Below are 19,637 nucleotides of genomic sequence, written 5' to 3'. Positions count from 1 at the left end.
GCATGACCGGCCTGCCGGTCATGGACGAACGCACCGCCGAGGAACGCATTCTGGCCGGGCTCGACGACGAGCAGCGCACCGTGGCCACCACGTTGACGGGGCCGCTCTGTGTCCTGGCGGGCGCCGGGACCGGCAAGACGCGCGCCATCACCCACCGGATCGCCTACGGCGTGCACACCGGCGTCTACAATCCCAACCGCCTCCTGGCCGTCACCTTCACGGCCCGGGCTGCGGCGGAAATGCGCACACGGCTGCGCGATCTCGGCGTCGGGACCGTGCAGGCCCGTACCTTCCACGCCGCGGCGCTGCGCCAGCTGCAGTATTTCTGGCCCCACGCCGTCGGCGGCCAGCTGCCGGGACTGCTTGAGCACAAGGCCCAGATCATTGGCGAGGCCGCCCGCAGGCTGCGCCTGCCCACGGACCGGGCCGCCATCCGCGACCTCGCCGCCGAGGTCGAATGGGCAAAGGTCTCGATGCTGACGCCGGAAACCTATCTGGCCAAGGCCCAGGACAGGGGCGAGCCGGGGGGCCTGGACACGGTCGCCGTCGGACGCCTCTTCCAGGCGTATGAAGACGTCAAGGCGGACCGGAACCTCATCGACTTTGAGGACGTGCTGCTGATCACCGTCGGCATCCTGCAGGAGGACGCGCGCGTGGCGGCCACCGTCAGGGACCAGTACCGGCACTTTGTGGTGGACGAGTACCAGGACGTTTCCCCGCTGCAGCAGCGCATGCTTGACCTGTGGCTGGGCGGCCGGGAGGAACTGTGCGTGGTCGGCGACGCCAGCCAGACGATCTACTCCTTCACGGGCGCCACCCCGCGGCACCTGCTGGATTTCCCGGCGCGCTACCCTGCGGCCAATGTGGTGCGGCTGGTCCGCGACTACCGTTCCACGCCCCAGGTGGTGGGCTTGGCCAACTCGCTGCTGGCCAACCGGCGAAGCGGAGGCCTGGCGGCGGACGCCCTGTGGTCGGCGCCGCTGCAACTGCTGGCCCAGCGTCCCGGCGGCCCGTCTCCCGAATTCCTTGAATGCTCCGACGATGAGGCGGAGGCCGCCGCCGTCGCCGCGCGTATCAAGATTCTCATTGACCATGGGACCCCGGCCAGCGAAATCGCGGTCCTGTTCCGCACCAACGGCCAGTCCGAAGCCTATGAGCAGGCGCTGTCCCGCGCCGGCGTAGGCTACCAGCTGCGCGGCGGGGAGCGGTTCTTTGCCCGCAAGGAAGTCCGCGACGGCATCCTGCAGCTGCGGGCCGCGTCCCGCGCGGCCGAGGACGAGCCGCTGGGGCAGCTGGTCCGCGACATCCTGGGCAATCTGGGCTGGCAGGCCGAGGCGCCCACCGGCGGCGGTGCCGTGCGCGAGCGGTGGGAATCACTTTCGGCCCTGGTGGCGCTGGCGGATGACCTGGTCGGTTCCCGCAGCACGCCCGAGCACGCCTTTACCCTGGTGGACTTCGTCGCCGAGCTGACCGAGCGCGCCTCCGCCCAGCACGCGCCCACCGTGCAGGGGGTGACGCTGGCTTCGCTGCACTCGGCCAAGGGCCTGGAATGGGATGCCGTGTTCCTGGTGGGCCTGAGTGAGGGCCTGATGCCCATCTCCTTCGCCGACACCCCCGAAACCGTGGATGAGGAACGCCGGCTGCTGTACGTGGGCGTCACCCGCGCGCGGGAATTCCTGAACTTTTCCTGGTCCACCGCCCGCACGCCGGGCGGCCGTGCAAACCGCAGGCCGTCGCGCTTCCTGGACGGGCTGCGTCCCAATTCCACGGGCGGCGGCCCCGCCGGCCAGCGGCAGACCACCGCGCGAAAGCCCCGCAAGACGGCAGCTCCGTCCGTGTGCCGGGCCTGCGGCAAGGTGCTCACCACCGGCGCCGAACGCAAGCTGGGCCGCTGCTCCACCTGTCCGGCCGGGTACGACGAAGCGGTCTTTGAGGAACTGCGGGCCTGGCGGCTGAAGGAGGCGGCCAGCGCTGAAGTGCCGGCGTTCGTGGTGTTCACCGACGCCACGCTCATGGCCATTGCGGAGGCCGCTCCTGAAGACCTGCAGGCGCTGTCCGCGCTCCCGGGGGTAGGGCCGTCGAAGCTGGAACGCTACGGCGAGGCCGTTCTGGCGATCGTCTCCAGCGCATGACGCTGCAGCTGGCAGCCGCATCCCGGGTGCGCCGTGAACTCTTCCCTGCTCCAGCGGCCATTGTCCCGGTGGAACGTCAGGACGGCGGACCATGCGCTGGGCCGGTTGACGGCGTCGAGGAAGAGCAGTGTCTGGGCGGCCGCCGTGCCGGCGAGGGCCGTCGACAGGGCGGCATCCTCCAGGCCGCCGTGCTGCGCGCCCGGCTCCTGCAGTGGCCCCCCGCCCTTCGCGAGCTCTTCGCACATCTGGAGCCATAAGGGATCGTTGGCGCCGCGGTGGCGTTCCACGCACTCCGCACAGGCTGTGTCGCCCGGCAGGACCAGCGGCCCCACAACGCCGTCCTGCTCCCGCACCAGCACGACGAGGTGGGGCCTGTCGGTGCTCATGAAGCGGGCCGACGTCGCCGCGCCGACGGCGTCGTGGGCCACCACCACGGCCAAGTCCAGGCAACGCATGTCCGGCGCCCCGGAGCCGCCGGCGTGCACAACATGCGCATGGCAGCGGGGATCCAGCGCCAAAAGGTGCCTACGGACGGCGGCCGACCGCGGCAGGCCAATGTCCGCGAGCCTGAATGAACCGGGGCTGACGTCGACCGCGGAGACGGGACTGTCATCTTCGAGCAGGACGGTTCCCACGCCCGCGCTGGCCAGCGCCAGTGCCAGCGCCGCACCCGTGCGCCCGAGCCCAATGACGTGGACGACGCCGCGTTCCCGCCTGTCCATGTAGCCGCGGCTTGATCCCCGGTGCAGGCCGAGCAAGGAGGAATGTTCCGGCCGGAGGCGCTCCGCCCGGAAGCCCTGCGTGCGCAGCTCGCCGTCGCTGACGAGGACGCCGCGCAGGCTGGCACAAATGTCCTTGGCCCGTGCCTCGTCCAGCCCGCATGCCCGGGCGGTCGCCAGGGCCTGGCCGTCAGGCGTGCCCTGCCGCAGCGCCTCGATGAATCGCAGGTCTGCCGGCTGGAGACCGTCGACGATGGTGCCGCCGGGCCCCACACCGATTTGTATGCTCCCGGCACCCCTCGTGACCATGCGAAGTCCGGGATTGATCGTCGTCATTGCCGCCTCCCAACGCGGTCCGTTGCCGTGGCTGTCCGGCCGCGGCCCTCACGTTCGATCTTGGCACAGCGGCCCCGCCCCCGCTTGGAGTTATCCACAAGCCGCAGTTGTCCACAGACCGGCCGTTCCGTTCGATTTTCGCTGCCGGCGCGTTGTACCGTCGAAGCATGTCAGATCAGCTTGCACCCGCGCACCAGGATCCCCGGCGGACCCCGATTGGGCGCGGCACGCCCGGACCCCTGGGGGACTCCCTCTCAAGACACCGGGCATCCAACGGCGCACCGGTGGTGGTGCGGCGCACCCGGCGGCGCAAGAACGGCCTTTCCGCCTTCTGGGAAGGAGGCCGCGCCGTGATCGCGGTGCCGTCGCGCCTGAGCCTTGAGGATGAGCAGTATTGGGTGCCGCACATGGTTTCACGGCTGGAAGGCGACACGCGCGCCCGGACGGCCGGAGGCCGCCGTCGGGCCCCCGAGAGCGACGACGCACTCATGCGCCGCTGCCGGGCCCTTTCCGCAAGGTATCTGGGATCGCGGGCGGTGCCGGAATCCGTGAGGTGGGTGACCAACCAAAACGGACGCTGGGGATCGTGCACGCATGCCCGCAAGACCATCCGCATTTCACATCATGTCAAGGGCATGCCCGAATGGGTTCTGGACTACGTCCTGCTGCACGAACTGGCCCACCTGATCCACCCCAACCACAGCGCCGGATTCTGGGCGGAACTTGACAGTTATGCCGAGCAGGAGCGGGCCAAGGCCTTTTTGGATGGCGCGTCCTTCGCCTCTGCCCGCAACATCCAGGGCATGGGCGCCGACATGGACGACGGCGGCCCCGACTCGGACATCGACGGCGGCGAACTCACCGCCGGGGGATCGGGGACGACGGGTGGGCCGCCACCAGGACAGCTGTTCTGACGCGGCAGCTCCAGTAACGGCGGGCCGGGATTTCGACGTTCCCCGGGGGAAGTTAATTGTCCGTTGCCGGGGCCCCGCCGGCGTCGCCGTCATCGGAAGCCTCGGTGCCGGAAGCCTCGGTGCCGGAAGCCTCGGTGCCGGAAGCCTCGCCCGCGGAACCACCGGTGTCGGCGGCACCGGTGTCGGTGGCGCCGGTGTCGTCCCCGTCCGGCACCGCGTCGTCAAAGCCGCCTTCGAGCAGCTTGGTGAGGGCGGCGTCCACTTCCGAATCGGAAGCATCGGCGGCGGAACGGCGGGCGCTGAAACCGGCCGCGTCGTCGAGGTCGGCGGAGGTGGGCAGCAGGTCCGGGTGCGCCCAGATGGCGTCGCGGCCGGCAATGCCGCGCTGCTCCTTCAGTGATGCCCACAGCGCCGCCGCCTCGCGCAGCCGGCGCGGACGCAGCTCCAGGCCCACCAGTGAACCGAACGCGTGCTCCGCCGGGCCGCCCGTGGCCCGGCGTCGACGTATGGTCTCACGGATGGCTCCGGCGGACGGCAAGTTGGCCGCGGCCTCGAACGTGACTTCATCGACCCAACCCTCCACGAGGGCCAGCGCAGTCTCCAGCTTGGCCAGGGCGGCTTCCTGCTCCAGGGTCCGCGCCGGCATGAAGACGCCCTCCGACAGGGCGGCCTGCATGGCCTCCGGGTTGCTCGGGTCCAGGTTGTGCGCCAGGTCCTCGATGCGGGACATGTCAATGTGGATGCCGCGGGCATAGGACTCGATGGCGCCCAGCAGGTGTCCGCGCAGCCAGGGGACCTGGACAAACAGGCGGGCGTGGGCGGCCTCGCGCAAGGCCAGGAAGAGCCGGATCTCCTGCTCCGGCACCTCCAGGCCCTCGCCGAAAGCCTTCACATTGGCGGGCAGCAGCGCCATCTGGAGGTCCGCGAGCGGGATGCCGATGTCCGTGGAGCCCACCACCTCCTTGGCGAGCGCGCCCACTGCCTGGCCCAACTGCAGCCCGAACAACGCGCCGCCCATGTTTTGCATCATGGAGGCCGCGCCGCCCATCATGGACTTCATTTCCTCGGGAAGCTGCTCATTCATGGCGGTGGAGATGGCAAACGCGATGCTGTTCGCCACCGGCTCTGTCAGCCTCTGCCAGGTCCCGAGGGTTTCCTCAACCCATTCGGCCCGGGACCAGGCCTTGCCGATGATGGCGGTGGCCGCAAGGTCGGTGAACGGGTCCAGCCACATCTCCGCCAGGCGCAGCGCATCATCCACCTCGCGCGACTGCGCCGGCGTCACCGACGGATCGTCGCCGGCGGCGGACTTCCGGGCCGCGTCGTGCGCCAGTTCCCAGTTCACCGGGGTGTCCGAGGAACTGTTCATCATGGCCTGCACCTGGGAGAACATTTGCGCAAGCACTTTGGGGTCCTCAGGCAGGCCGGCGGCCTTGGCCAGTTCGGCCGGGTCGAAACCTTCCATGCCCTCGCCGCCCAGGAGCTTGGCCAGCATTTCAGACAGCGGGTCCTTCGGCGTGTCGTCGTCGTTGTTGGCTGGGGTGGAAGACATGGCGGCCCGATCGTTGCAGGAAGATGAAAGCGGTATCTTCACGTTACCGCCGCGGTGGGCGCTTGTCGCCCCATGGGCGGCCGCTGTTCGCTACCGGCAAAGACGCCCGAATCCGGCTGGATTTGGCCGCCCCGGCCACCCCATGGATTCACAGCAGGCACCCGGCCCGACCCAGTAGGGTGGAGCTTGGTGCACACGCGCGGGGAGCCCCCTTTTGGGCACCGGCGCGGCGTGGACGCGAAGTTGATGCAAGCGAAACGGATCCTTGGAAAGGTCGGGTTATTGAGCCAGGAAAACCAGGACGCAGCGCTGGCGCCGGTGGCGAAGAGGGTGCGCCGGGACGGGCGGGCGTCCGCCATGGTGGTCTCCGGCGTCGTTGCCGCCGTGCTGGCCGTCGCCGCCATGGCCATCCCCGTCCCCTACGTCGTGGAATCCCCGGGACCGGCCATCAACACCATCGGCAGCGTGGGCGGGCAGCCGGTCATCAGCGTCACTGGCCACAACAGCTTCCCTGCCCAGTCCGGCACCCTCGACCTGACCACGGTCCACATGATCGGTGGGCTCCCGGACAGCGAAATCAACATTTTCCAGGCCCTGCAGGGTTGGCTGACGCCGTCGGACTCCATCTACCCTGCGGAACTCATCTACCCTCCGGGCACCAGCCAGGAAGCGGTCAACAGCGAAAATTCCGCGGCCATGACCGGTTCGCAGGAAAACGCGACGGCGGCCGCCTTCAAGGCCCTCGGCATCAACTATCAAACCGTGCTGGCCATTGCCTCGGTGCCCTCCGACGGCGCCTCCGCCGGCATTCTCAAGCCCGACGACGTGCTGCTCACCATTGACGGAAAGCCCATCACTGGACTTCCCGCCATCCAGAAGGTCCTGGCTGACGGCAAGGGCGCGCCCGTGGAGGTGACCGTCCAGCGCGCCGGCGCGGACAAGAGCGTCCAGATCACGCCGCGTGCCGGCACGGACGGCAAATACCTTCTGGGGATCTCCCTGCAGAACAAGTTCACCTTCCCGTTCAAGGTGGACATCACGCTGAGCAACATCGGCGGGCCCAGCGCCGGCATGATGTTTGCGCTGGGCATCATGGACACGTTGACCAAGGGCGACCTGACCGGCGGGAAGCACTTTGCGGGCACCGGGACCATTGATCCGGGCGGCGACGTGGGCGCCATCGGTGGCATCGCACAGAAGATGGTGGGGGCCCGGAACAACGGCGCCGACTACTTCCTGGCGCCGGCCGCGAACTGCGGGGACGTCGTCGGACACGTCCCCAACGGGCTTCACGTGGTCAAAGTCGCTACGCTGAAGGAAGCCTACGCCGCCGTGACCGCCATTGGGACCGGCAAGGACAGTTCCACGCTGCCCACGTGTAAGTAACGATTGGGCATCGTGCGGAACTTCGCCGCCGGTCCGTTCGTGGCAGCATTAGTACCCTGGCCGCCGTGTCAGGAGCAGCACCGCACCGGCACCACCCAAGAATCAGCAAACTGCAAATAGAGGTACGAGTGACATCCCGCCCAGCCGCTTCGCCGCACAACTCCGCCCGGCCCAGGCGCCGCAGCGCCCTTCTGCCCACCATCATCGTCGTGGTGGCACTGGTCATCGCCCTGGTAATTTTTGCCGGCCTCTACACGGACATGCTCTGGTTCAACCAGCTCGGCTACTCCACCGTCTTCTGGCGCGAAAAGCTCGCGAAACTGTTGATCTTCGCCGTGGGCTTCCTGATCATGGGTGCCGGGGTCTACGCCTCCATCAGGGTGGCCTACCGAGCCCGGCCCATCTACGCCCCCGACAACCAGCGCGATGACAACCTCAACCGCTACCAGGCACAGCTGGAACCTGTCCGGCGCGTGGTCATGGTGGGCGTTCCCGTGGTCTTCGGGCTGTTTGCCGGCACCGCGGCCATGGCCCAGTGGGACAAGGTGATGCTGTTCCTGTACCAGGTGCCCTTTGGCGAGAAGGATCCCCAGTTTGGGCTGGACATCAGCTTCTACACCAACACGCTGCCGTTCCTCGGCTTCATCACCGGCCTGCTGATCAGCGTCACGGTGATCTCCTTCATCGCCGGCCTGCTCACCCACTACCTGTACGGCGCCGTCCGCCTGGCCGAGCATGGGATCTTCACCTCCCGCAGCGCCCAGATCCACATGGCAGTGCTGGCAGCGGTGTTCCTGGTGCTGCTGGGCATCAACTTCTGGCTGGACACCTACGGCACGCTGCAAAACAACGGCGGCTACCGCGCCGGCGCCATGTTCACCGACGTCAACGCCGTGATCCCCACGAAGGCCATCCTGGCCGTGGCCGCCGTGATCGTGGCGGTCCTGTTCATTGTGGCCGCCTTCCTGGGCCGGTGGAAGCTGCCCCTCATCGGCACCGGCATGCTGGTCATCACCGCGATTGTGGCTGGCGGCATCTACCCGTGGGCCATCCAGCAGTTGGAAGTCAAGCCCTCTGAAGGCACTGTGGAGGCGCCGTACATTGCACGCAACATTGACTTCACCCGGCAGGCCTACGGGCTCTCCGATATGGCGGTCACCCCGTACAACGCCACGACGACGGCGACAGCCGGGGCCCTGCGCCAGGACGCGTCCACGGTGGCCAGCATCCGCCTGCTGGACCCCAACCTGATCTCCTCCACTTTTGCGCAGCTGCAGCAGTACCGCCCCTACTACGAGTTCCCCAAGACCCTCAATGTCGACCGTTACACGATTGACGGCAAGGTCCAGGACGCCGTGATTGCGGTACGTGAGCTGAACCCGAACGGCATCAACCCGGGCCAGCAAAGCTGGTACAACCAGCACCTGGTGTACACGCACGGCTACGGGGTGGTGGCAGCCTACGGCAACACCGTCACCTCGGACGGCAAGCCCGTGTTCATGCAGTCCGGCGTCCCGTCCACGGGCGTGCTGGGCACCGACACCAGCTACCAGCCGCGCATCTACTTCGGCCAGTCGACGACGGACTACTCCATTGTCGGAGGGCCCAAGGGCGCCACCCCGGTGGAGCTGGACCGGCCGCAGGGGAACACCCCCGCGTCGAAGGACAGTGCGGACACCTCCGGGGAGACCATGACCACGTTCGCCGGCAGCGGCGGCCCGTCGCTGGGCAACTGGTTCAACCGGCTGATGTACGCCATGAAGTTTCAGTCCTCGGACCTGCTGCTCACCAACGGCGTCAACAGCCAGTCCCAGATCCTCTACGACCGCACACCGGCGGAGCGCGTCGCCAAGGTGGCGCCGTACCTGACCTTGGACGGCAACCCGTACCCCGCCATTGTGGACGGCAGGGTCAAGTGGATTGTGGACGGTTACACCACCAGCTCCGCCTACCCGTACTCCCAGCAGCAGCAACTCCAGGACGCCACCACGGACTCCCTGACAACTACGGGCGGGGTGGCGCCGCTGCCTGCCGCGTCGGTCAACTACATCCGCAACTCCGTCAAGGCCACCGTCGACGCCTATGACGGATCCGTGCAGCTGTATGCCTGGGACACGCAGGACCCCATCCTGAAGTCGTGGGAGAAGGTCTTTCCCACCACGGTCAAGCCGTACTCGGACATGTCCGGGGACCTGATGTCGCACGTGCGCTACCCCGAAGACCTGTTCAAGGTCCAGCGCGAGCTCCTGGGCCGCTACCACGTGACGGATGCGGGCAAGTTCTACGCCAACCAGGAAGCGTGGAGCGTCCCGGACGACCCCACCACCGCGGCCGTTGACAAGCAGCCGCCGTATTACCTGTCGCTGCAAATGCCGGGACAGACCAAGACGGCGTTCTCCCTGACCACGGACTTCATCCCGCAGCAGGTCCAGGGCACCGAATCCCGCAACATCCTCTACGGCTTCATGGCCGCCAACGGCGACGCCGGCAGCGTCAAGGGCGTCAAGAGCCCCGACTACGGGAAGCTGCAGCTCCTGGAGCTGCCTGTGGACACGCAGGTGCCCGGCCCCGGCCAGGTGCAAAACACCTTCCAGTCGGACCCCACGGTGTCTGAGCAGCTGAACGTGCTGAAGCTGGGCCAATCCGACGTCATCAACGGCAACCTGCTCACGCTCCCCATGGGCGGCGGGCTGCTGTACGTCCAGCCGGTCTACGTCAAGTCCACGGGCTCGACGTCGTATCCCACGCTCCAGCGAGTGCTGGTCGCCTTCGGCAACAAGATCGGCTACGCGGCCACGCTCAACGACGCGCTGGACCAGCTCTTTGGCGGCAACTCCGGGGCCTCAGCAGGCGACGCCAACGTCCAGAAGTCTCCCGGATCGGCCGGCAGCTCAACGGGAGGCGCCGTCAGCAACAACCCTGCCCTTGCGAAGGCACTGAATGATGCCAGCCAGGCCATGAAGGACAGCCAGACGGCACTGACCAAGGGTGATTTCGCCGCGTACGGCACGGCACAGAAGGCGCTGCAGGCGGCCATCAACGCAGCCATTGCGGCGGAAGGCGCCGGGACAAAGGCGGCCACGCCGGCACCCAAGGCTACAGCGACGGCGCCGCCGTCGGCCAAGCCGTAGCAGCCCCACCGGGCCTGTGGAAATTGAAGGGCACGCGACGAACGTCACGTGCCCTTCGATTTTGCGGCCCGCCCGCCCCGGGGTAATGTTAAGAACACATCGCGGGGTGGAGCAGTTCGGTAGCTCGCCGGGCTCATAACCCGGAGGTCACAGGTTCAAATCCTGTCCCCGCAACCAAGTAAGCAGTCAGCCCCCAGTCCGGGGGCTGACTGGTTTAACCGTGGTCCACCTGCCAGCGGGTGCGCGCGGAAGGCTGTTGCTCCGTGTTTTGCCGCCGCCACTGCGGCACGGATTTTCCAGTCGCGGCCGGCCCGGACAAACGAGCTCGCGCCGGCCCCGGCAGCCCGTGGTCATGGCGGACCTTTCCGTGGCCCCGCGGCAGGCGTGAGGGCGGGGACGGCGTCGGAAACAATTGCCAGCAGTGTGGCGGACAGCAGGGTGTGCACCTGGAGCCGGTTGAGGGTTTTCCGCAGCAGCCACTCCCGTGCGCCGCTGCGCGCCAGCTGGGCATAGGCACGCATCATGGCGCGGACCTGCTCCCGGCCCTCGTGGCGCCCGGCCAGCCCCATCGCGTCCATGAGCCGTTCGACGGATTCGTTTTCCGCCTCGACCAGGATGTTTTCGAGGTCCGAGTCGCGCCCCATGCCCCCGGATCCGAGCGCCAGCCACGTCCCTCCGGTGTTTTCCAGCGTATCCAGGAACCAGGTGACGGACGCGTCGATGCGCTCCTGAAGGGTGCCGTCCGGCAGCGTTGCCACCGCGAGCTCGGGCACCGTTGAATTCAGCCGGACAACCTCCAGGTACAGTCCGCGCTTGTTGCCGAAATAGTGGTTGACCAGCCCGCGGGCCACCCCCGCAGCCGCGGCAATGTCGGTGGCGGAGACGTCCTCGTACGGGCGCAGGGCAAACAGCCTTTGGGCGCAGGCGAAGATCTGTTCGCGGCGCTCATCCGGGCTCAGCCGCTGCCTGCGCTGTTCGGCAAGCTCGACGCCGGGTCCCTCCTTGGGCGCGGACCGCGGGTGCGCATCCGAGGCCGCTGGGGGGGACGTCATGGCGTGCCGTCGGGGGCCAGCCATGGCAGCCATGCCGGGAGGTCGCCGGGCACCGACAAGGGGAAGGACGGCGCCCGCTTTTCCAGGAATGAGGTAACGGCCTCCACGGCGTCGGGGCTGTCGGCGAGCCCTTCGATCAGCCGCGAGTCGGCGGCGTGGGCGGGGATGGGGGAGTCCAAGCCACTGAGCGCTTCCTGGGTGCCAAAGAGCCGTCCTGTCAGCATCCAGTCCGTGGCCCGGGACATGCCCACGAGTCGGGGCAGGTACCCGACGGAGGCACCCTCGGGGAAAATACCGCGGCGGCTGAATGGGAAGGAAAAGCGCGAGTCCGTTGACGCGATCCGGAAGTCGCAGGAGAGCGTGATGGTGATTCCGCCGCCGACGACCACGCGCACGGCAGGGTCGGCGTCGGCCGCGCGAAAGGCATGCCCGGCCTCATTGGCCATGACGGCCGTGTAGCTGGTCATGGACACCGCTTCCTTGGGATGCATCGGCGATCTATTGACACGCTGTCAATAGTTCTGCAGCATTGGCGGTATGTCAACAACTCAGTTTTCCGCGAGCTGGATCGATGAAGACCTGGCCGACGTTGCCCGCCTGGCGCAGGACTACTTCACCAGGGAGGTGGCGCCCCGGGAGGAGAAGTTCCAGGCCCAGGGCCACCCGGACCGGGACCTCTATGAGCGCGCCGGGGAACTCGGCCTGTCCGGCATGAGCATCCCGGAGGAATACGGCGGCGGGGGAGGAACCTTCGCCAACCTGGCCCTGTTGCTGCAGGAACAAACCGCCGCCGGGGCCGGAAGCATGGGCTTTGCCGTCAGCGAGGGCATCGTGGCCCACTACCTGCTGGCCTACGCCACCGAAGAGCAAAAGCTGCGCTGGCTGCCCAAGCTGTGCAGCGGCGAATGGATTGGCTCCATCGCCATGACCGAGCCCGGCACCGGCTCCGACCTGCAGGCCATCACCACCCGCGCCCGCCGCGACGGGAACGACTACGTCGTGAACGGCTCGAAGATCTTCATCTCCAACGGACAGCTGTGCGACTTGGTCGTGATCGCCGTCAAGACCGACTCCGCCCAAGGCGCCAAGGGCATGTCCCTGCTTGTGGCCGAGGTGAATGACAACACCCCCGGATTCACCCGGGGCAGGAACCTGGCGAAGATTGGCCTGAAGGGCCAGGACACCTCGGAGCTGTTCTTTGAGGACCTGCGCATTCCGGCGTCGCACCTCCTGGGCGGCGTGGAGGGGCAGGGCTTCTACCAGCTCATGAACCAGCTGCCGCAGGAACGGTTGGTCACCGCCATCATGGCCCAGTCCATCAGCGAGCTGGCCGTGACGTATGCGCTGGCGTACACCAAGGAGCGGGAGGCCTTTGGCAAGCCCTTGTTTGAGCTGCAAAACACCCGCTTTGAACTGGCCGAGTGCGCCACCATCACCCGGGTGAACCGGGTGTTCCTGGACGACTGCATTGTCAAGCACGTCAACGGGGATCTGGACGCAGCCACCGCTTCCATGGCCAAGTACTGGATCACCGACAGGACCGGAGAGGTGGTGGACCGCTGCCAGCAGCTGTTCGGCGGCTACGGTTACTGCCTGGAATACCCCATCGCCGGCCTCTACGCGGACAACAGGGTGCTGCGCGTGCTCGCCGGCGCCAACGAGGTCATGAAGGAGCTCATCGCCCGCTCCCTGTGACGCTCCCTCAGCAAAGGGGCCATCAACCACGACGCTCCTTCATCCCGTCCGCAACCCGTCAACCGTCCCGCCCGCCCGCGCCGATGCGGCCGGCATGTCCACGGAAGGAAACCACGTGCACGAACCAGCAGTTCCCGAAGCGCTCGTCTATGACGCCATCAGAACCCCGCGAGGCCGCGGCAAGAAGGGCTCCCTGCACGGCACCAAGCCGGTGGACCTGGTGGTGGGCCTGATCAACGAGCTCCGCACGCGACATCCCGGCCTTGACGAAAACCTGATAGATGACCTCATCCTCGGCGTCGTGTCCCCGGTGGGCGACCAGGGCGCCGTCATCGCCCGCACCGCCGCGCTCGCCGCCGGCATGCCCAACACCGTGGCCGGCCTGCAGATCAACCGCTTCTGCGCTTCCGGGCTGGAAGCGGTCAACACCGCAGCCCAAAAGGTCATCTCGGGCTGGGACCAGCTGATCATCGCCGGCGGTGTCGAGGCCATGTCCCGTGTCCCGATCGGCTCCGACGGCGGCGCCTGGGCCATGGACCCGGCCACCAACTTTGACACCTACTTTGTGCCCCAGGGCGTCGGCGCCGACCTGATCGCCACCATTGAGGGCTTCAGCCGAACCGATGTGGACACCTACGCGGTGCGCTCGCAGCAGCTGGCTGCCCGGGCCTGGCAGGAGGGCCGCTTCGCCCGCTCGGTAGTCCCCGTACGGGACCGCAGCGGCCTGACGGTGCTGGACCGTGACGAGCACATGCGTCCCGACTCGACCGTGGAATCACTGGCGCAGTTGACGCCGTCCTTTGCCGCCATGGGCGACGCCGGCGGCTTTGACGCCGTCGCACTCCAAAAGTTCCACTCGGTGGAGCGCATCAACCATGTCCACACGGCCGCGAACTCCTCCGGGATAGTCGACGGCGCCGCCCTGGTCCTGGTGGGCAGCGCGGAGATCGGGGAGCGGCTGGGACTCACGCCGCGCGCGCGGATCGTGGCCACCGCAACGTCCGGTGCCGACCCCACCATCATGCTCACCGGTCCCACGCCGGCCACCCAAAAGCTGCTGAGGACCGCCAGCCTCACGGTGGACGACATTGACCTGTTCGAGATCAATGAGGCCTTTGCCGCCGTCGTCCTGAAGTTCCAAAAGGACCTCGGCATTCCGGAGGAAAAGCTCAACGTCAACGGCGGCGCCATCGCCATGGGGCACCCCCTGGGCGCCACCGGAGCCATGATCCTGGGCACCGTGATCGAGGAGCTGGAACGCCGCGACGCCCGCCGCGCGGTCATCACGCTCTGCATCGGCGGCGGCATGGGTGTGGCCACCTTGATTGAGAGGGTTTAAGCATGAAGAACACCATCCGCTGGGAACAGGACGCCGACGGCGTCGTCATTCTCACCATCGACGACCCCGACCACTCCGCCAACACCATGAACGGCGCGTACGCGTCCTCCATGCAGGCCGCCGTGACGCGGCTCGTGGCCGAAAAGGACTCCGTCGCCGGCGTCATCCTCACCTCCGCCAAGAAGACGTTCTTTGCCGGCGGCGACCTCAACGACCTCGTTGCGGCGGGCCCGGAGGACGCCCAGACGGTCTTTGAACTGGGCCAACAGATCAAGGCACCGCTGCGCACGCTGGAAACGCTTGGCCGGCCCGTGGTGGCCGCCCTCAACGGCGCGGCGCTCGGCGGCGGCCTTGAGATTGCGCTGGCCGCCCACCACAGGATCGCCGCCGACACCCGCGGCTCCGTGATCGGACTGCCCGAGGTGACCCTCGGCCTGCTGCCGGGCGGCGGCGGCATCGTCCGCACCGTCCGCCGGCTGGGCGTGGCCGACGCCCTGATGAAGGTGCTGCTGCAGGGCCAGCGGTACAAGCCGCGCGAGGCCCTGGACATCGGGCTGGTGGACCAGGTGGTGGACACCGTGGAGGAGCTCCTCCCCGCCGCCAAGGCGTGGATTGCCGCGAACCCCCGCGCCGTCCAGCCCTACGACGCACCCGGATACAGGATTCCCGGCGGCACGCCCTCCGATCCCCGATTTGCGGCCGTCCTGCCGTCGTTTCCCGCAAATCTGCGCAAGCAGCTCAAGGGCGCCAACTACCCGGCCCCGCGCGCCATCCTGGCGGCCGCCGTCGAAAGCACCCAGGTGGACATTGACACCGCCTTGGAGATCGAGTCGCGCTATTTCGTGGAGGTGGTGACCGGTCAGGTGTCCACCAACATGATCAAGGCCTTCTTCTTCGACATGGCACACATCAAGTCCGGCGGCAGCCGCCCGGAGGGTTTTGACAAGTACACGGCAAAAAAGGTCGCTGTGCTGGGTGCCGGCATGATGGGCGCCGGCATTGCCTTCGTGTGCGCCCGCGGCGGGATGGACGTGGTGCTCAAGGACGTCTCGCTCGAGGCGGCCGAGCACGGCAAGGCACACTCGCGCACGCTCACCGGGAAGGCGGTGGCCCGGGGCAGGTCCACGCAGGCCGACGCGGACGCCCTGCTGGCGAAAATCACGCCCACGGCCAGCGCGGCGGACGTGGCCGGCGTGGACCTGGTCATCGAGGCCGTCTTCGAGGACGCGGACGTGAAGCGAAGGGCGTTCCGGGAGGTCCAGGACCTGGTGGCCGAAGGCGCCGTCCTCGGCTCCAACACCTCCACCCTGCCCATCACGGAGCTTGCCGGAGGCCTGCGGAACCAGCCGAACTTCATCGGGCTGCACTTCTTCTCCCCCGTGGACAAGATGCCGCTGCTGGAAATCATCGCCGGGGCGAACACCTCCGATGAAACACTGGCCCGCGCCTTTGACATCGCCCGGCAGATCCACAAGACCCCCATCGTGGTGAATGATTCCCGCGGCTTCTTCACCAGCCGGGTGATCGGCACCTTCCTGAATGAGGCCATCGCCATGGTGGGGGAGGGCATCTCCGCCGTTTCGGTGGAGCAGGCCGGTGCCCAGGCCGGCTACCCGTCCCCGCCCCTGCAGCTGGCCGACGAGCTCAACCTGACCCTCATGAGCAAGATCCACAAGGAGACCAAGGCGGGCCTGGAGCGCGACGGCGGTCCCCAACAGTACCGCCGCCACCCCGCCTACGCGCTCCTGGACCGGATGATCGAAGAGTTTGGACGCCGGGGCAAGCTGGGCGGTGCCGGCTTCTACAACTACGCCGACGGCCACCGTACCGGCCTGTGGGAGGGCCTGGCCGAAACGTGGGGCGGCACGGCGGAAATCCCTTTCGCGGACATGGTCGAGCGGATGCTTTTTGCCGAGTCGCTGGAAGCTGTCAGGTGCCTGGACGAGGGCGTGCTGCGCAGCGTGGAGGACGCCAACATCGGCTCGATCCTGGGCATCGGCTTCCCTGGCTGGACGGGAGGGGTGCTGCAGTACATGAACGGGTACGACGGCGGCCTGGCCGGCTTTGTGACCAGGTCCCGTGAGCTGGCGGACCGGTACGGCGAACATTTCCTGCCTCCGGCGTCGCTGGTGGCCAAGGCCGCGGCGGGGGAGCGCTACTGATGGACCCGTCAAACCGGCCCCCCGCGGCGGGCGTGGAACGACCAGGCGTGGAACCGGAAAACCAGTGGGCGGCGTTTACGGTGGAACGGACGCGCACGGGCGGCGTGGTGGTCGTGCGCCTGACCGGCCCCGGGCGCGGCAACATGATGGGGCTGGACTTTTGGGAGGAACTGCCGCAACTGTTCCGCGAACTGGACGCCGACGAATCAGTCCGGGCCGTGGTGCTTACCGGAGCAGGGAACCACTTCAGCGTGGGCCTGGACGTGCAGGAGGTGCTGGGCCCGTGGATGGCGAAGCTAGGCGGCGAAGCCGGCGCCACGGCCGCCCGGCGAAGCGTGCTGCTGCGCTTGATCGCCCAGCTGCAGAGCGGCGTCACCGCGGTGGCGCAGTGCCGCAAGCCGGTCATTGCCGCCGTCTCCGGCTGGTGCATCGGGGGAGGGGTGGACCTGATCAGCGCCGCCGACGTGCGCCTGGCCTCCGCCGATGCCAGGTTCAGCGTCCGGGAGGCCAGGCTGGCGATCGTGGCCGACGTCGGCAGCCTGCAGCGGCTCCGAGGCATCATCGGTGAAGGGCAGCTGCGGGAACTGGCGCTCACCGGCAAGGACATCACGGCGGAACGGGCCGAGAGGATCGGCCTGGTCAACGACGTGTTCCCGGACCGGGACGCGCTGTTGGCGGCGGCTCTGGGCATGGCCGCGGAGGTCGCGGCGAATTCGCCGCTGGCCGTCTCCGGCACCAAGGCCGTGCTGAACGAGGATCGTGAGGAGCGCATTGCCCGCGGCCTGCGCCACGTGGCCCTGTGGAATTCCGCGTTCCTCCACAGCGAGGACCTGATGGAAGCCGTGGCGGCACTGGGCGAGCAACGCCCGGCCACGTTCCACGGCAAATAGGCGCCCTATCGGCCCTGCGAAACCCCATGTGAGTATGAACGGCGATTCTTCCAAAGGAGCCCCATGTACCTGACCCAAGGGCTGCACCGATCCGGAGACAAGGTGCCGCGCGGCTCTGAGTCTGCACAGGCGCTCAGGAGTCACCGATGAGTGGTCCGTTGCAGGGAATCAAGGTCGTGGAACTGTCCGCCATGGGACCGGCACCCCACGCTGCCATGATGCTCGCGGACCTGGGGGCCGACGTGGTGCGGGTGGTGGGACCGGCGCCCCCGGTGGGCGGGTACGACGTCGGCACGCACCTCCAGCGGTCCCGCACCACGGTCCGGGCGGACCTGAAGGACGCAGGCGACCTTGCAGCCGTGCTGGACCTGGTGGCCGAGGCCGATGTCTTTCTTGAGGGCTGCCGCCCCGGCACGACCGAACGGCTCGGCCTGGGCCCCGACGAGTGCCTGGCGGCCAATCCCCGGCTGGTTTACGGGCGCATGACCGGCTGGGGGCAGTCCGGGCCGCTGGCACCGCGGGCCGGGCACGACATCAACTACATTGCGCTCACCGGCGCCCTCCATGCCATGGGCCCGGCCGCCCAGCCCATGCCGCCGCTGAACCTGGTGGGCGACTTTGGCGGCGGCTCGATGTTTGTTGTCACCGGCATCCTGGCGGCCCTGCTTGAACGGGGCCGTTCGGGTCGCGGCCAGGTGGTGGACGCCGCCATGGTGGATGGCGTCAGCGTGCTTTCACAGATCATCCTGGAACTGCGCTCGGTAGGGATGTGGACCGACGCCCGGGGCACGAACCTGCTAGACGGGGCCGCCCCGTTCTACCGCACCTATGCGTGTGCCGGCGGCGGATTCGTAGCCGTGGGGGCCATTGAGCCGCAGTTTTACGCCGCACTGCTCGACGGGTTGGGGGTTGCCGGTGGGCCCGACGGGAGCCTGCCGGACCGGGACGACCCCGCGCAGTGGCCGGCGCTCGCCGGGGTCCTGGCACGGGCGTTTGCCGCCCGGACACGTGAAGGGTGGGCCCGGGTGTTCGACGGCGTCGACGCCTGCGTCACGCCCGTGCTGACGTACGCCGAGGCCGCCCGGCACCCGCACCTGGCCGCCCGCGGAACGCTTTCCGGCTCGGGAAGGAACATTGTGGCAGCACCCGCACCGCGCTTCTCCCGCTCGATGACGCAATCGCCGGACGCGGCGCCGTCCGCCGCTCCCAACGCGGGCGGCAACGCCGGCATCGAGTCGATCACCAACGCCTGGAGGGCTCCATGATGACAGTTACCGGACACGAACAGTTCGCGGCCTGGGAAAAGAAAGTGATGCCTCCGGTGGAGGAGGTGCGCCCCGGGGTGTGGTCCATCCCCGTGCCATTCCCGGGGAACCCCATGCGCTACACGCTTGCCTATCTCCTGGCGGGTGACGGGGAGGCCGCCCTCGTGGACCCGGGCTGGGACTCGGGGGAGGGATGGGAAGCGCTCAAGGCGGGATTGACAGAAGCGGGGGTGACGCCGTCGGACATCACAGGGGTGGTGGTGACGCACTACCACCCGGACCACCTCGGCATGGCGGCGCGGCTGCGGGCCAGGGGGAAGACATGGATGATGCTGGGTGAAAACGAGCCGCTGCCATCGCAGTGGTCCCAGGACATGGAGTCCTTTGTGGCCGGGGACCTGGCGCAGTTCACCGCGTGGGGCGTCCCGGCCGGGCTGCTGCCTGAGGTGACGTTCCGGGACGGGCAATGGGATCAGCTGCGTGCCATCGCCGGGCCGGAGATCCGGCTGCCCGATGGCGCGCTGCTGCCCATTGCCGGGCTGGCCGTCAGGACGTTGGCGACACCGGGCCACACGCCGGGGCACATTTGCCTGGTGGACGAGAAGAACCAGCTGATCCTGACCGGCGACCACGTCCTGCCGCGCATCACCCCGCATGTCTCCCTGGAAGCCCATGGGCAGGATAATCCCGTGGCCGACTACCTGCACTCCCTGGGCCGGATGGCCGCCGCGGACGGCATGGAGGTGCTGCCCGCCCACGAATACCGCTTCACGGGCCTGGCAGACAGGGTGGCCGGGCTGAAGGCGCACACGCTGCAACGCTCCGGCGAAGTCCGGGCGGTGCTGGCCGGGGGGAACGCGCGGACCGTGTGGGACGTGGCGCGGGAACTGACGTGGTCGCGGGGCTTTGACTCGCTGCGCCGCTTCACGCTGCGGCTGGCACTTGCCGAGACGGCCAGTCACCTGGTCTACCTGCGCTCGCAGGGTGTTCCCGTGGACATCGACGTGCACCGCGGCGCCCCGGCCGTCCGTTGAGACCATCCCGACGCTCCATCACCGTTGGGG

At 68.2% G+C, this 19,637-nt stretch carries 14 protein-coding genes and 1 tRNA gene; 11 read left to right on the top strand and 4 right to left on the bottom strand.

The genetic code is table 11. The features are described 5' to 3' along the window. The first annotated feature begins 2 nt into the window (after positions 1–2). Positions 3–2,132: an ATP-dependent DNA helicase UvrD2 gene (locus DMB86_RS16820; RefSeq protein WP_113719653.1), complete on the top strand. Its 2,130-nt coding sequence runs from the start codon at positions 3–5 to the stop codon at positions 2,130–2,132. Here DMB86_RS16820 and DMB86_RS16815 read toward each other — a convergent pair. Then, complete coding sequence (locus DMB86_RS16815; protein WP_113718799.1) at positions 2,093–3,187, bottom strand: TOMM precursor leader peptide-binding protein; 1,095 nt, start codon at positions 3,185–3,187, stop codon at positions 2,093–2,095. The two genes, DMB86_RS16820 and DMB86_RS16815, sit on opposite strands and share 40 nt — an antisense overlap. Positions 3,188–3,354: 167 nt before the next feature. On the opposite strand from DMB86_RS16815, the gene DMB86_RS16810 reads away from it, so the two are divergent. Further along, positions 3,355–4,101 (top strand): YgjP-like metallopeptidase domain-containing protein, encoded by a 747-nt coding sequence (locus DMB86_RS16810; protein ID WP_113718798.1) that lies wholly within the window; start codon positions 3,355–3,357, stop codon positions 4,099–4,101. 52 nt (positions 4,102–4,153) lie between these two features. Here DMB86_RS16810 and DMB86_RS16805 read toward each other — a convergent pair whose 3' ends face one another. Further along, positions 4,154–5,653, bottom strand: coding sequence for a zinc-dependent metalloprotease (locus DMB86_RS16805; protein ID WP_113718797.1), 1,500 nt, complete (start codon positions 5,651–5,653; stop codon positions 4,154–4,156). A gap of 282 nt (positions 5,654–5,935) precedes the next feature. Here DMB86_RS16805 and DMB86_RS16800 point away from each other — a divergent pair, with 282 nt between their 5' ends. From DMB86_RS16800 to DMB86_RS16790, 3 genes are all read left to right on the top strand, one after another. Then, positions 5,936–7,039, top strand: coding sequence for a YlbL family protein (locus tag DMB86_RS16800; RefSeq protein ID WP_227878453.1), 1,104 nt, complete (start codon positions 5,936–5,938; stop codon positions 7,037–7,039). A 128-nt stretch (positions 7,040–7,167) separates the two neighbouring features. Beyond that, positions 7,168–10,170, top strand: a complete 3,003-nt coding sequence (locus DMB86_RS16795; RefSeq protein WP_227878452.1) for a UPF0182 family membrane protein — start codon at positions 7,168–7,170, stop codon at positions 10,168–10,170. Between the two features lie 100 nt (positions 10,171–10,270). Beyond that, a tRNA-Met gene (locus tag DMB86_RS16790) sits at positions 10,271–10,347 on the top strand. A 173-nt stretch (positions 10,348–10,520) separates the two neighbouring features. Here DMB86_RS16790 and DMB86_RS16785 read toward each other — a convergent pair. After that, positions 10,521–11,222 carry a TetR/AcrR family transcriptional regulator gene (locus DMB86_RS16785; RefSeq protein WP_113718795.1) on the bottom strand — a complete coding sequence of 234 codons (702 nt, stop codon included), beginning with the start codon at positions 11,220–11,222 and terminating at the stop codon, positions 10,521–10,523. Further along, complete coding sequence (locus tag DMB86_RS16780) at positions 11,219–11,689, bottom strand: enoyl-CoA hydratase-related protein (RefSeq protein ID WP_227878451.1); 471 nt, start codon at positions 11,687–11,689, stop codon at positions 11,219–11,221. The genes DMB86_RS16785 and DMB86_RS16780 overlap by 4 nt, the downstream gene beginning before the upstream one ends. A 70-nt stretch (positions 11,690–11,759) precedes the next feature. Here DMB86_RS16780 and DMB86_RS16775 point away from each other — a divergent pair, with 70 nt between their 5' ends. From DMB86_RS16775 to DMB86_RS16750, 6 genes are all read left to right on the top strand, one after another. Continuing rightward, positions 11,760–12,917 (top strand): acyl-CoA dehydrogenase family protein, encoded by a 1,158-nt coding sequence (locus DMB86_RS16775; RefSeq protein WP_113718793.1) that lies wholly within the window; start codon positions 11,760–11,762, stop codon positions 12,915–12,917. A gap of 115 nt (positions 12,918–13,032) precedes the next feature. Further along, positions 13,033–14,256 carry an acetyl-CoA C-acetyltransferase gene (locus DMB86_RS16770; protein ID WP_227878450.1) on the top strand — a complete coding sequence of 408 codons (1,224 nt, stop codon included), beginning with the start codon at positions 13,033–13,035 and terminating at the stop codon, positions 14,254–14,256. A 2-nt stretch (positions 14,257–14,258) separates the two neighbouring features. After that, on the top strand, positions 14,259–16,418 hold the full coding sequence (locus tag DMB86_RS16765) for a 3-hydroxyacyl-CoA dehydrogenase NAD-binding domain-containing protein (protein WP_113718791.1): 2,160 nt from the start codon (positions 14,259–14,261) through the stop codon (positions 16,416–16,418). A gap of 47 nt (positions 16,419–16,465) precedes the next feature. After that, positions 16,466–17,308: a crotonase/enoyl-CoA hydratase family protein gene (locus DMB86_RS16760; protein ID WP_227878449.1), complete on the top strand. Its 843-nt coding sequence runs from the start codon at positions 16,466–16,468 to the stop codon at positions 17,306–17,308. A gap of 146 nt (positions 17,309–17,454) precedes the next feature. Next, a complete protein-coding gene (locus tag DMB86_RS16755) occupies positions 17,455–18,573 on the top strand; it encodes a CaiB/BaiF CoA transferase family protein (RefSeq protein WP_113718789.1) in 1,119 nt (372 codons plus the stop codon). Continuing rightward, the gene (locus tag DMB86_RS16750) at positions 18,570–19,607 is read left to right on the top strand and encodes an MBL fold metallo-hydrolase (RefSeq protein ID WP_113718788.1); all 1,038 of its coding nucleotides are present in this window, start codon (positions 18,570–18,572) and stop codon (positions 19,605–19,607) included. The genes DMB86_RS16755 and DMB86_RS16750 overlap by 4 nt, the downstream gene beginning before the upstream one ends. Positions 19,608–19,637: the final 30 nt, after the last annotated feature.

It is taken from the genome of Arthrobacter dokdonellae, from assembly GCF_003268655.1.
GTDB lineage: Bacteria > Actinomycetota > Actinomycetes > Actinomycetales > Micrococcaceae > Specibacter > Specibacter dokdonellae.
Note: the sequence above shows the minus strand (reverse complement) of the source record. Positions and strands in the feature narration are given on the sequence as shown.